The 13,398-nt window shown below is 63.4% G+C and carries 11 protein-coding genes; 5 read left to right on the top strand and 6 right to left on the bottom strand.

Annotated elements, in window-relative coordinates:
- Window positions 1-513: 513 nt before the first annotated feature.
- Complete coding sequence (locus tag ACUN0E_RS36985) at window positions 514-1,224, top strand: pirin family protein (RefSeq protein WP_408238467.1); 711 nt, start codon at window positions 514-516, stop codon at window positions 1,222-1,224.
- A 205-nt stretch (window positions 1,225-1,429) separates the two neighbouring features.
- Here the strand turns inward: ACUN0E_RS36985 and ACUN0E_RS36980 are convergent, their stop codons facing one another.
- A complete protein-coding gene (locus ACUN0E_RS36980; RefSeq protein WP_408238470.1) occupies window positions 1,430-1,957 on the bottom strand; it encodes a periplasmic heavy metal sensor in 528 nt (175 codons plus the stop codon).
- A gap of 219 nt (window positions 1,958-2,176) precedes the next feature.
- Between ACUN0E_RS36980 and ACUN0E_RS36975 the strand changes: the two genes are divergently transcribed.
- Together ACUN0E_RS36975 and ACUN0E_RS36970 are read left to right on the top strand one after the other, a co-directional pair.
- The gene (locus ACUN0E_RS36975) at window positions 2,177-2,902 is read left to right on the top strand and encodes a response regulator (RefSeq protein WP_054035058.1); all 726 of its coding nucleotides are present in this window, start codon (window positions 2,177-2,179) and stop codon (window positions 2,900-2,902) included.
- Complete coding sequence (locus ACUN0E_RS36970) at window positions 2,886-4,202, top strand: ATP-binding protein (protein ID WP_408238473.1); 1,317 nt, start codon at window positions 2,886-2,888, stop codon at window positions 4,200-4,202. Before ACUN0E_RS36975 ends, ACUN0E_RS36970 begins: the two co-directional genes overlap by 17 nt.
- Window positions 4,203-4,304: 102 nt before the next feature.
- Here the strand turns inward: ACUN0E_RS36970 and ACUN0E_RS36965 are convergent, their stop codons facing one another.
- Entirely contained in the window at window positions 4,305-4,571 is a 267-nt protein-coding gene (locus ACUN0E_RS36965) for a hypothetical protein (protein ID WP_408238476.1), read from the bottom strand.
- 196 nt (window positions 4,572-4,767) lie between these two features.
- Complete coding sequence (locus ACUN0E_RS36960) at window positions 4,768-6,459, bottom strand: sensor domain-containing diguanylate cyclase (protein WP_408238479.1); 1,692 nt, start codon at window positions 6,457-6,459, stop codon at window positions 4,768-4,770.
- 719 nt (window positions 6,460-7,178) lie between these two features.
- On the opposite strand from ACUN0E_RS36960, the gene ACUN0E_RS36955 reads away from it, so the two are divergent.
- The gene (locus tag ACUN0E_RS36955; RefSeq protein ID WP_408238482.1) at window positions 7,179-8,930 is read left to right on the top strand and encodes an ABC transporter permease; all 1,752 of its coding nucleotides are present in this window, start codon (window positions 7,179-7,181) and stop codon (window positions 8,928-8,930) included.
- Between the two features lie 125 nt (window positions 8,931-9,055).
- On the top strand, window positions 9,056-10,402 hold the full coding sequence (locus ACUN0E_RS36950) for an ABC transporter ATP-binding protein (RefSeq protein ID WP_408238485.1): 1,347 nt from the start codon (window positions 9,056-9,058) through the stop codon (window positions 10,400-10,402).
- A 60-nt stretch (window positions 10,403-10,462) separates the two neighbouring features.
- Here ACUN0E_RS36950 and ACUN0E_RS36945 read toward each other — a convergent pair whose 3' ends face one another.
- From ACUN0E_RS36945 to ACUN0E_RS36935, 3 genes are all read right to left on the bottom strand, one after another.
- Window positions 10,463-10,951: a hypothetical protein gene (locus tag ACUN0E_RS36945; protein WP_408511098.1), complete on the bottom strand. Its 489-nt coding sequence runs from the start codon at window positions 10,949-10,951 to the stop codon at window positions 10,463-10,465.
- 128 nt (window positions 10,952-11,079) lie between these two features.
- Window positions 11,080-11,667 (bottom strand): hypothetical protein, encoded by a 588-nt coding sequence (locus ACUN0E_RS36940; RefSeq protein WP_445569719.1) that lies wholly within the window; start codon window positions 11,665-11,667, stop codon window positions 11,080-11,082.
- Window positions 11,668-12,044: 377 nt separating this feature from the next.
- Window positions 12,045-13,106 carry a sigma-54 interaction domain-containing protein gene (locus tag ACUN0E_RS36935; protein ID WP_445569718.1) on the bottom strand — a complete coding sequence of 354 codons (1,062 nt, stop codon included), beginning with the start codon at window positions 13,104-13,106 and terminating at the stop codon, window positions 12,045-12,047.
- Window positions 13,107-13,398: the final 292 nt, after the last annotated feature.

Below are 13,398 nucleotides of genomic sequence, written 5' to 3'. Positions count from 1 at the left end.
CATGGCCGGCCGTCGCTATTCTAGGCGGTCAAAATTGTCGCGCCGCGTATGGGGTTCGCTTCGGTCCCGCCGGTGTCTTTTCGACGCTTTCGAGGGAAATTGGCTGGCGCTGAAACCCGTGGCTGCCCCCTCTCGGCCCGGTTGCCGGGGCCGCCGGCGCACCTTGAGCGCCCACGCGTCTCGAAAAGGGCGGTATTTTACCCGAACAGGGGCGGGGCGCCAGTGCCGGACGCCGCTGCCTGCCGGTGGCCGGGTGCATGCGTTGTGGATGCGCGACGTTGCCGGGTCGCGGTCCGGTTGCGCTTGGCACGCGCCCATTCAGGCTGATGATCGACGAACAGGTGGCCGGTGTTGCCAGAACGGCCGCCAGCAGCCGGTCTGGCAGTACCGCGCGCCCGACCGGCGCCCGATTGCACGGATTTATGAAACGATCCGGTGCGCTGTTGCCGATTGTTTAGCGTGCTTCGCGCCCATACATTCTGAGCATCGCTATTTACTCTCCGGGAGATCCCCATGATCGAGATTCGCCGTTCCGACGAACGCGGCCACGCCAATCACGGCTGGCTCGACTCGTATCACAGCTTTTCATTTGCTGACTACCGCGACCCGCAACATGTGCATTTCGGACCGCTGCGGGTGATCAACGAAGACCGCATCGCCGGCGGCCAGGGCTTTGGCACGCACGGCCATCGCGACATGGAAATCGTCACGTACGTGCTGGAAGGCGCGCTCGCGCACCGCGACAGCATGGGCAACGGCTCGACCATCCGTCCCGGCGACGTGCAGCGCATGAGCGCCGGCACGGGCGTGCAGCACAGCGAGTTCAATGCATCGCAGGACGAGGCGGCGCACCTGCTGCAGATCTGGGTGATCCCGCAACGTGCGGGCGACCAGCCCGGCTATGAGGAAAAGCGCTTCGACGATGCCGATAAGCGCGGGCGTCTACGCGTGATCGCCTCGCCTGACGGCCGGGACGGCTCCGTCACGATTCATGCGGATGCCTCGATCTACGCCGCGCTGATCGACGGCGCGGAACAGGCTGCGTTCGCGTTGCTGAAAGGCCGGCTGGCGTATGTGCACGTGGCGCGCGGAGCGCTGACCGTGAACGGCGAAGCGCTCCAGGCCGGCGACGCCGCCAGGCTCAGTGAGACCGATCTGGTGACGCTCGAAAAGGGCGAGAACGCCGAAGTGCTGCTGTTCGACCTCGGTCCGCTCAACGGATAAGCGCGGCGAAGTGCCCGTTACCGGCCGTTCATGCATCCGCCGATGGTTGGCGGGTGCCGGGTGCTACCGGTAGTTGCTGGCGCAACGAAGCCCCCAGCCTGAAGCGCAAGCTGTACGCAAACAAAAACGCCACGGAAGACCTTCCGTGGCGTTTTTGCATTCGGACGACGGCCGCGCAGGCCGCCTTCCGCCTGCGTCGTACCGCTTACTGATTCGCAGCCGGCGCCGACGCCGGGCCCTTGCGATGTTCCCAGCGCTCGCGCATCTTCTCGTGACGCGCTTCCATCTTCGCAAAACGCTGCTTCAGCGCGGTGCTGACGGTAGTCTTCTGCTGGTCGTTCAAGCCGTTATAGAACTTGAGCCACGCGTCGGTGGTTTGCTGATGCAGTTGCGCGTCTTTCTGCTCAACTTGCTGGTGCGCGGCGGCCATGGCGTTCAGATCCAGGATCGGCTGCTGCTGCGCGGCCTTCATCTGGTTCTTGATCTGTTCATGGTTGGCGCGCATGGCTTCGTGGTTCTGCTTCATCGTGTCGAGCGCGGCTTGCCATTGCTTTTCCTGATCCGCGTTCAGCTTCAACTGGTCATGCAGTTGCGTCAGTTCCTTCATGAAGTGGCCATGCCAGCCGCCGGGGCCGCCGTGACCGGCGGGTTGTGCGGCATAGGCAGCGCCTGCGCCAATGGCGAGGGCAGTGGCGGCAACGGCGAGAACGCGCGACATTTTTTTGGTGGACATGTAAGACTCCCTGTAATGGAATAGCCGACGATGCAACCGGTAATGTGGACGGCCTGCATTCGGTAAGTCACAGCGTAGAGAACTGCGCCCGGCGCTGTGTTACGTGGGTTAATGCGGCTGTTACGGGCCATTACGTACGCCTTTCACCGTAACACCCGGTAACCCTTGCGGGCCGTCTGAAATCGAAAACCCTTCCTGCTGCGCGTTAAACTTCATGCCATGGCTACTCAAATACTTGTTGTTGACGACGACGTCGAATTGCGCGATCTGCTGCGCGACTATCTGGCCCGTCAGGGCATCGAAGTTTCGGTGCTGCACGACGCGGGCACGCTCGAGCGCAGACTCGAACGCGAGCGTCCGGATCTGATCGTGCTCGACCTGATGATGCCCGGCGTAGACGGGCTGACCGCGCTGCGTAAGCTGCGCGCGTCGGGCGACGATATCCCCGTCATCATGCTCACCGCACGGGCTGACGACGTCGACCGGATCGTCGGGTTGGAGCTCGGCGCGGACGACTATCTCGGCAAGCCGTTCAACCCGCGCGAGCTGTTGGCGCGCGTGCAGGCGGTGCTGCGGCGGCGCCGCACGCTGCCGTCGGCGGCGGCGCCCGAGCAGCGCGAGCCGTTCAACTTCGGCCGCTTCACGCTGGATTTCCAGTCGCGCACGCTGCATCTCGAAGACAAGCCGCTCACGCTGTCGGGCAGCGAATTCGCGCTCCTGAAGATTTTTGTCAATCACCCCATGCGCACGCTCACACGTGAGCGCCTGCTCGAACTGCTGCATGGGCCGGAATACGACGGCACCGACCGCGGTATCGATGTACAGGTGTGGCGTTTGCGTCGCATTCTCGAAACCGACCCGTCCACGCCGCGCTTCATTCAAACGGTGCGTGGACGCGGCTACGTGTTCGTGCCGGATGGCGAACAGCATGCGCCGGCCCATTGATTCGCTTTTCGGGCGCCTCGCGCTGCTAGTCATTGCGGTGCTGCTGCTGTCGCATTTCGCGTGGTACGCGCTGATGCGGCTCGAGCGCAGCCAGCTGCAAACGCGCTACGCAGTCGAGGAAGCCACCTTCCTCGTCGACGCGGTGCGCCAGCACGTCGCCCGTACGCCGGATCAGCCCTTGCCGTCACGCGTCAGGCTGGTCGATCCGGCGAGCCCTGACGTGCCGCCGGATATCACCACACTGCCGCCGCCGCTCGAACGTTTCATTGAGGACGTGCGCGATCGCATGCCCGCCGGCACTTTAGTGCGGGTCGGCCAGCCAGGCCGTCCACCCACGCTGTGGGTGCGCGCCACTACGGATCGCAGCTGGATCGTGGTGCCGGTGCAGCCATTGCGCCCACCGCGTTCGCTCGATCGCACGGTACTGTGGCTCGCGATCATTTTCTCGTTCGCGGTGATGGCTGCGCTCTTTGCCGCGTGGGCGTTGCAGCAACCGTTGCGCTCGCTCGCCCAGGCGGTGGCGCGCTTCGGCCGCGGCTTGCCCGTGCCGCCGGTGCCCGAACGCGGTCCGCGCGAGTTGCGGCAGTTGACGCACGGCTTTAACCAGATGGTTCAGGAAGTGGCGCGTACTGAAAACGACCGGGCCGTGATGCTGGCCGGCGTCGCGCACGACCTGAAAACGCCGTTGGCGCGCTTGCGGCTGCGTGCCGAAATGATGGAAGAAGTGAAGATGCGCGACGGCGTCGTGCGCGACGTCGATTCGATGACGCATATCGTCGAACAGTTTCTGGTGTTCGCGCACGACGGCGCCGATCGCAGCGAAGCGGTCGAAGTGGACGCGCAGTGCGAGCGCGTGGTCCGCAGTTACCGTGCGGTTGCTGCTGGTGCGCCCACCGTGCGGACCGAGCTCAACGCGGGGCCCGGTTTCCTGCTGCCGGCGGCGACGCTCGACCGGATCCTGTCGAACCTGTTGGACAACGCGCATGCCTACGGCGCACCGCCGATCGTCGTTGCCACGGCGCGCACAGCGCAGGGTTTCACCCTCACGGTGAGCGACAACGGCAGCGGTATCGCCGCGCAGGACCTGATCAATGCCAGCCGGCCGTTCGTCCGGCTGGACCCGGCACGTGGCGGCAACGGCCATAGCGGGTTGGGGCTCGCGATCGTCGAGCGTCTGGTGCGGCGTGCGGGCGGGGAGTGGGAGATTGGCAACCACGGCGGCCGTGGCTTGCGGGTCTTGATGAGCTTTCCGTTCGAAGTGGTGCCGCGTGTCCTGGCAATCTCGGAAAGCGTCTGGTAGGTTGAGCGGGGCAAGGGCGGCAGGCGCCGGCCCCGCTATATCCATACTGCAATGCGACGTCCGAACGCAATGTTCGGAATGCGGCGTCCGGCAATCGTTGCGCTAGTCTGAAAACAGCGTGTTCAACGCATTCGCCGCGTCACTATCCACGGTATTCCACGTCACCGTTTCGGCTTCAAAGATGTAGTGCGTGGTGTATTTGCCAAGACGCGCGAGTATCTCTTCCTGAATCAGTTCCGGCGCGACAGCCAGTTTCAGATACCACGCGGTCGACGACAAGCGCGTCTGGAACGCGCCGTATTCGGCCAGCAGATGGTCGAATGCGTCAGCATCGTGATCGCGACAGACGATGACCAAATTTCCCTTCATGCGAATCTCCCGTTAGTGCGGTAGCGGCAACCTCAATGTCAGGGTTGATGATACCTGCTTCGTTACGGGACGCCCGAGGCTGTGACTGGCTTTGCGTCAGTTACCTGACTCACCGGGGCACTGACGGCACTGAGGCGGGCATGGGTTTCCGGCGGTGACCGGCGTACTGCCTGGTGTCGCCAGGCATCGCCAGGTGTCACCAGGCGGTGGCCACCGTTCGCGCGGGCGGTGCGGTGTCGTCGGGCGGAAGCGCTTCGGTGCGGTCGCGGCCGCCTGTCTTTGCCGCGTAAAGCGCGGTGTCGGCGCGGCTCATGATGCGTTCGGGCAGATCGTCGGACGAGAGTTCGGTGATGCCGATGCTCACGCTCAAGCCCACCGAGACTGGCAACTTCGGCGAAGGAACCGCCTTCAGACGCAGACGCAGGCGTTCGACGACTTCGCGGCCGCCGGCCAGGTCCGTGGCCGGCAGCAGCAAGCCGAACTCTTCGCCGCCCAGCCGGCCAACCGCATCGGAGCCGCGCAGTTCGGCGCGGCAGGTGTCGACGAAATGTTCGAGCGCGCGGTCGCCGGCGGCGTGGCCGAAGCGGTCGTTGATCTGCTTGAAGTGGTCGAGGTCGGCGATTGCCATGCACAGCGGCTCGTTGGCCGTATGCGCATGTTCGATCTCGCGGCGCAGCAGATCGAGGAAGTAGCGCCGCGACAGCGCGCCGGTCAACGCGTCATGGCGCGCCTCGGCCGAGAGCAGGGTGTTGGCCGATTGCAATTGCTCCGCAAGATCGCGCGTGGCGCGATGGTGGCGCCGCTCGCGCACGTACGACACGGTGATCACCCACGCGAGCGCGACGGTGCCGGCCAGCGTCAGAAACACCAGCAGATGATCGCGCTTGTGATTGCGCAGCAGTTCGGGCCAGGCCGCGAGCGGATCGACCAGATGCGCCGACAGCCCCGAATTCAAGCCGCTGCGTGCCTGATATAGCGCCGGCGCCGGTTGCTCGCTCATGCCGAACAGTTGTCCGGCGACGCTTGCGGGCACCCAGGGCGCCTGTTCACGCACTTGCGGGTCGACCTGAATCCGTATGTCGGGGAGGATTTCGCGGCGATAGATGGTCACGCGTTCGGTTGTGCTCATCTGCGCGACACGCGAGTTCGGCAGCGCGTGGCCTTCGAGTTCGCTGTTGTGCGCCATGATGATGACGCCGTTCTCATCGGCGACGAAGGTACCTGCATGCGCGACCCAGTGGCGCAGTCGCGCGATCCCCACCTTGGCCACCACCACACCGACTAGCAGGCCGTCGGCGTACACCGGCGCCGCGATGAAAATGCCAGGCTCGCCGGTATTGCGGCCGACGCCATAGGCTTCCGAAAACGCGCCGAGCAGAGCATTCGTCAGGTAACCGCGCGTGCGCATGTCGACGCCGACGAAGGAGTGTTCCGCGCCGAGCGGGTGATTGATGGAGTTGCTCGAAGCGACGCAGATGCCGTTGGCGTTGACGAGCCAGACCTGGTCGAGCCCGGAGAAGCCTTGCGCGTCGTGCAGGAAATCACTCACGGCGCTCATCTGCGGGTCTTTTAACAACGCGGCGCGTAAGGCGGGTTCCGCCGCTGCGCTGTTCGCGGCATAATTCTGGGATTGCACCAGCGCGTGCTGGATCACGTCCATTTCGGCCATGGTTGCGGGGATGGCCCGGGACATCGCGAGGTCGCTGGCGATCACCTCCGCCATGTTGTCGACGATCGACGTGGACATTTGCCGCTGCGTGCGCAAGGCCGCGTCCAGCTCTTGCTGTACCATCCGGTCCGCGACCATGCCAGCCACGAACCAGCAAACGAGCACGATCAGCACGAAGCTGATCGGTCCGGTTGCCTGGCGCAAGGTTGTCCTGTTCATCGACCCTCTGATTCGTCTGGCTGTGACATGCAACTAGCTCATTCGTGGCAGCGCGCTGGCGCTGTTTCGCCCCTGCGGAAGCGGCCGGCGATACGCCCTCGGTGTGGGCCGCGCGGTGGTCTGGCATAACCGCGAAGAGATGTGCCGTCTCTTGATTTTAACCGTCATGGGGCTTGATGCCACCGTTATTGCGGGAATGCGAAGTGCGCCCGCCGCGTCCATCCGATTCTTAACGGCAACGTGTCAGCTTTCTGAATGGCAGCGCGGGTTTTCCGGGTGTTTGAAACGCGACTCGGGCCGCGATCACGATGGCGGGAAAAGTGGCTGGCGCACGGGAGTCGATGACTCGTGCATCACCGGCTGGGGCTGGCGAAGGCCATTGCCAGGGCGTTCAGCGCTATTTGCCGCTAATTGCCGCGAAAGGTTGTGCCTGAAACATAGGATGGTGTAGTGTCGTGCCGTCCAAAACAAGGAAAGCCCGCCAGCCTTCGGGCGGCGCCTGCGGCGACAGGAGCCCGGCTTGCCGGTTGCGGTCCCGGGCAGCTCGCCCACGGACACATCCGTCACCGGTCCACGTGTCTCCAACGCTAACGATTTACCGCGCACACGCGTTTTGCCATGCCTGATTTCCGCTTTCCGGACCAAATTTCAGACCGCCGCGCCGAAGCCGCGGCCCCCTTGGTGCGTTTGAATGCCTGTATGAATAGGGAGAGCGTCTGATGGATTTCAGCTTCAACCTGAAGCGCACCGCCAATGCATCGGCATGGCGGGTGCTGCCCAATCGTTGGGACTTCGTCGCCTTTCCGCTGATCATCTGCATCATCGCAATGGCCGCGATCGGCTTCCACGAGACCCTGGCGCCGATGTCGACGCTCAAGACTCAAGCGATTTCGCTCGATCCGTCGAATCTGCCCGAATACGCCATGCGCACCACGCTGCGCATGCTGGCGGCAATGGTCGCTTCGCTGACCTTCACGCTGGTGTACGGCACGCTGGCTGCCAAGAGCCGCCGCGCCGGCCTCGTGCTGGTGCCAATTCTCGACATCCTGCAGTCGGTGCCGGTGCTCGGCTACATTTCGTTTACGGTTACGTTCTTCCTCGCGTTGTTTCCGGGCCGTGTGCTCGGCGCCGAGCTCGCGGCGATCTTCGCGATCTTCACGAGCCAGGCGTGGAACATGACGTTCAGCTTCTACCAGTCGCTGCGCACGGTGCCGCGTGATCTGGACGAAGTCTCGCGCGGCTTTCATCTGACTTCATGGCAGCGCTTCTGGAAACTCGAAGTGCCGTTCTCAATGCCGGGCCTCATCTGGAACATGATGATGTCGATGTCGGGCGGCTGGTTCTTCGTGGTCGCGTCGGAAGCCATCACGGTCGGCAACAATACGATCACGCTGCCGGGTATCGGCGCCTACCTTGCGCAGGCGATCTCCGATAAGAACCTGCATGCGGTCGGGTGGGTGATCCTTGCCATGACGGTCGTGATTCTCGCCTACGACCAGTTTCTGTTTCGCCCGCTGGTCGCATGGGCCGACAAATTCCGCATGGAAACCACCAGCTCGGGCAATGCGCCGGAGTCGTGGCTGCTCGACCTGATCCGCCGCACCCGGTTGATTCACCGCTTGCTGGTGCCGCTCGGCTGGCTGTTTGCGAAAGCCGCGCGTATGCCGTTCCGGTTGCCGGTATTCCATGGCCCGCGCTTCCATATTCCACAGCGCGAAAAGTCCTCGCGTCTCGGAGACATCACCTGGGCGATTCTGGTGCTGGTCGCCACGGTCTATGTGGTGTTTCGCGTGATCACCTACGTGCGAACCGGCGTGTCGCTCGACGAAGTCTGGCATGTGTTCGTGCTCGGGCTCATCACGCTGCTGCGGGTGGTGCTGCTGATCGCAATCGCCTCGGTGATCTGGGTGCCGATCGGTGTGCTGATCGGGCTGCGGCCGGCGCTGGCGGAGAAGATGCAGCCGATCGCGCAGTTTCTCGCGGCGTTCCCGGCGAACCTGCTGTTCCCGGTGTTCGTGATCGCCATCGTGCGCTTTCATCTGAACCCGGATATCTGGCTGTCGCCGCTGATCGTGCTCGGCACCCAGTGGTATATCCTGTTCAACGTGATTGCCGGCGCGAGTTCGTATCCGAACGACTACCGCGAGGCGGCCAAGAACTTCCACATTCGCGGCTGGCAATGGTGGCGTCAGATCATGCTGCCGGGCATTTTTCCGTACTACGTGACGGGCGCGATCACCGCCTCGGGCGGTGCGTGGAACGCGAGTATCGTTGCGGAATTCGTCCAGTGGGGCGACACCAAAGTCGCCGCGCATGGCCTCGGCGCCTATATCGCGCAGACCACTGCGGCGGGCGACTATCCGAAGATCATTCTGGGCATCGCCGTGATGTCCCTGTTCGTGACCCTGTTCAACCGCCTGCTGTGGCGTCCGATGTACGCCTATGCCGAAGCCAAGCTCCGGCTAGACTGAGCGCCCCCGAACCTGACGCTTCGCGCCAGACCCCCCGAGGGGGTAATCCCCCAAGAGGACTTCCTGCGGAGCGGAAAACCTGGGGGCGGCCCGGCGTTTTCTTGAGAGAATAAAGGCTAAACGCGATGCAAAATCCTAAAGCTGCTATGACCGCCGCGCCGATCCAGACCCCGCCGAAGCCACCGCGCCTCGGCGAAGAGATCCTGCGCGTCAAGGACGTGTGCCGCGGGTTTAACAAGTCGCAGGGCGAGTTGCTCGTCCTCGACGACGCGAATCTGTCGTTGCGCGAAGGCGAGATTGTCGGTTTGCTGGGCCGTTCGGGCTCGGGCAAGTCGACGCTGTTGCGCATCATCGCCGGTCTGATTGAGCCGACCGACGGCGAAGTCACGTATATGGGCAAGCCGCTCGACGGCCCGGCCAGGGGCGTGGCGATGGTGTTCCAGACCTTCGCGCTGTTCCCGTGGCTGACCGTGCTGCAAAACGTGGAAGCGGGTCTCGAAGCGCAGGGTGTTGGCGCGAGCGAGCGGCGCACACGCGCACTTGCGGCGATCGACCTGATCGGTCTCGACGGCTTCGAAAACGCTTATCCGCGCGAGTTGTCGGGTGGCATGCGTCAGCGCGTCGGCTTTGCACGCGCGCTGGTGGTCGACCCCACGCTGCTGCTGATGGACGAACCGTTCTCGGCGCTCGACGTGCTGACCGCCGAAACGCTGCGTACCGATTTGCTCGACCTGTGGACGCAAGGCCGCATGCCGATCAAGGCGGTGCTGATCGTCACGCACAACATCGAGGAAGCGGTGTTCATGTGCGACCGGATTCTGGTGTTGTCGTCCAATCCGGGGCGCGTGATCGCCGAGATCAAGGTGCCGTTCAAGCATCCGCGTAACCGCCTGGACCCGGCGTTCCGTCGTCTGGTCGACGAGATCTACGCGAAGATGACCGCGCGTCAGACCGACGAAAAGACCAAGAAGGGGCTGGAGCTGCACAGCTGGCTGCCGCATGTGTCGACTAACCTGATGGCCGGTCTGATCGAAACACTGGCCGCTGCGCCGTACCATGGCCGCGCGGACATGCCGGAAATCGCCCGTTCGTTGCATCTGGAGGTGGACGATCTGTTCCCGGTCGCCGAAGTGCTGCAGCATCTGGGCTTCGCCGACGTGCGTGAAGGTGATATTTTCCTGACGCCGCCGGCGCGCGTGTTCTCTGAATTCGGCACCCAGGAACGCAAGATGATGTTCGCCGAGCATCTGCTGCGCCATGTGCCGCTCGCCGCACGAATCAAGAAGGTGTTGAACGAACGGCCGGGGCATCGCGCGCCGCGCGTACGCTTCGAACAGGAGCTCGAGGATTTTCTGTCGGACAGCGCCGCGGAAGAGACGCTCGACGCAGTGATCAACTGGGGCCGTTATGGCGAGATCTTCTCGTACAACGACCAGACGGAAATTTTCAGTCTGGAAGACGTGGAGTCTTAATCCCGCGGTTGGCCAAGACGGCTTCAGGCAAAAAGCGGCAGGGGAGACCCTGCCGCTTTTTTATTGCAGATTGCCCCAGCGCTCGACCGCCGGTTCCGCCGACGCCCACTTCCAGCCCTTGTCCTGCTGGCACGCGCTTGCCGTGTACCAGGCTTCATGCGCGTTCGGGCCGTCGCCGTCCTGTACCGAGAACACGAAATCCTTGCACAGCGCGAGCGCCGAGCCGAACGCGCGCGTCACGCGCACCTGGCCGTGGCCGTTCTCGATCGGCAGCGTGTGCTTGACCGCCCAGGGCCGCGTCTCGCCGACCGGCATGGCACCCGCCAACGCGGCGATCATATTCTGCTGATCGGTGTGCATGTTGCGCATGTAGCGGCCGATGGCTTCGTCGGTCGCGGCCTGCACGGCGATACCGACGCCGATGCCGACTGCCGGGTTGGACGTCACCAGGCCCGACGCGACACCGGCGGCAGCGCCGCTCGCCGCGCCGACCGACGAGCAACCGCTTGTCAGCAGACTGGCGCCGATGCAGATCACACCGGCCAGCATGAGCCGTAGCCGGTTGCCGGCAAGCGCTGCCGCAGACGTGCGGGGGACCAGGGCGGCACGCGCACCATCGGCGAGGCGTCGTCCGGACAGCGTGCGTTCATTCCAGGGCCGTGGAGGTGACAGCGCCCTCATTGCAACGCGCCCCAGCGTTCGGTAGCGGGCTCGGCCGACGCCCATTTCCAGTTGTCGCCGTCACGGCAGATCGACGCGACGTAGAACGCGCTGCTTGCCGGCACATTCTTGGTAGCGGTCTGATCGACCGAGAAGACGATTTCCTTGCAGTCGAGCGCGCCGGCGCTGATCGTGCGGCTAACGGTGACGCGGCCGTGTTCGTCGTCTTCGATCGGCACCGAGTGCGTCACGCTCCAGGGGGCGATCGCGCCGACTTCGAGCGGCCCGGCGATTTTGGCGATACCGTCCTGCGTATTCGTGTGCACCACGCGCTCCGAGTACTGGACGCCGGCGCGCGCCGCGGCCAGCGCGCCGAGACCGATGCCGGTGGCGACCGCCGCATTGCTAGTGACCTTGGCCGCGAGCGCGGCGCCTGCTATACCGGCGCCGGCGGTGGCACCTTCCGAATAGAGCGAGCTACAGCCGCTCAATGTCGACGTGATCGCCACGGCCAACGCGACGAGTGCCGTTGCACTGGGACGCCCGCATTTAGCCGCGTTGTTTGTTTGCTTTGCCCATTTGGCCCACACCATACTTTTTTGCATTTCCCTGTCTCTGCTCCTGCTACTGCCTTTCGTTCACGCGACGCCAAGTGTGTAAACGAGCGGCACGTCTTTCTCATTGCTGCACGATGCGCTGCCGCATTTTGCAGGATGCCATTTGTAATTGGCAGAGGGAAAGTGCAAGCAATTGCAAAAGATGATGCGAGTCAAATCGGTTTCTGCTGAGCAGCGGCCAATTTGATTGGTGGTGCGAATGGATTAATTATGAGATGACGGGTGTGCAGAAAAGGGCAATTCAGCACATAGGGAATGCAAAAGAGGCGTACAAGAGGGGTGCAAAAGGGGTGGGGCAAAAAATAGGTGGTGAGCGCGAAAAAAACAGGCTCGCGCGAACGAGCCGCATGAGCGCCTGGCATGGCTTATTGCTCGTTTTCTTCTTCAGCGCCTTCGTCGCCGCCGTACACGCTCAAGCGGTTGTACAGCGTTTTCAGGCTCACGCCGAGCGCTTTGGCCGCGCGCCGCTTGTCGCCGCCGCAATACTTGAGCGTGCCGAGAATGATCTGCTTTTGCGCATCGGCGAGCGGGGTGCCGATCCACACGCTCATTGCGTCGCCTTGGGTCACAGGCTTTTTCACGCGCGATGCGAGATGTGGATGCGGCAGCTCGACTGTTTTCTCCGCGAGAATGAACGCGCGATACACCGCGTTCTTCAATTCGCGTACGTTGCCGGGCCACGACCAGGTTCGCAGTGTTTCGATCGACCGTTTGCTGAAGCTCTTGCTCGCGGCTTCCTGCTGATTTAGCAAGGCGAGGAAGTGTTGCGCAAGGAGTTCGCGATCGCTCTCACGCTCCCGCAGCGGCGGCGCGCGCAACGGGAAAACCGCAAGCCGGTACATCAGGTCTTCACGCAAACCGTTTTCCTTCACGGCTATCGCGGGGTCGCGATTGGTCGCCGCGATCACGCGCACGTCACCGCGAATCAGTTCGTTACCGCCGACCCGAAAAAACGTGCCGGTCTCAAGCGCGCGCAAGAGCTTGACCTGGCGTACCGGCGCCATTTCAGTGATTTCGTCGAGGAATAGCGTGCCGCCGTTCGCATGTTCGAAGTAGCCGACGCGGCCCTGGACCGCACCGGTGAAGCTGCCTTTTTCGTGGCCGAACAATTCGGCTTCGATGAGTTCGTCGGGAATCGCGCCGCAGTTCACGGCGACAAACGGCGCGTCCTTGCGGCTGCTCTGATCGTGAATCGTGCGGGCAATCAGTTCCTTGCCGGTGCCGGATTCGCCGATGATCAGCGCGGTCGCGTCAGTGCTGGCGACGCGTTCAATCTGTTCGTACAGATCGAGCATCACCGGCGATGAGCCATACAGCAGCCCGTACGATTTCAGTCCCGCGATGCCGTCCGCGACGCGCTGCTTCGCCTGTGCCGAAGCATTGCCGCCGGCGGTGACGGTGAGCGAATCCAGATCGATTGACGCCATAAACGGGGAGTCCTGTGCAAATGGGGTTCGGTGTTGCGGCGCGCAGGCCTTGGAGCAAGACGGACCCATGCGGGCACTATCTCACAGAAATTCGATTTAACCACTTTGGCGCGGCTTCGGGCAATCCATGTGACGGACGGCGAAATAGGCCGGCGCAGGGTCGGTCGAAAGTGCCTTAACCCGTGCCGGCCTCGAATGAGGACGGCAAATTTACCGGGCACGACGTTTGCGCTATCCATCCGACACGCGAGTGCTTTATGAGCGGCTCCGTTCAAAGCGCGCCGGCGGCAGG

The organism is Paraburkholderia sp. D1E (genome assembly GCF_052682275.1).
Note: the sequence above shows the minus strand (reverse complement) of the source record. Positions and strands in the feature narration are given on the sequence as shown.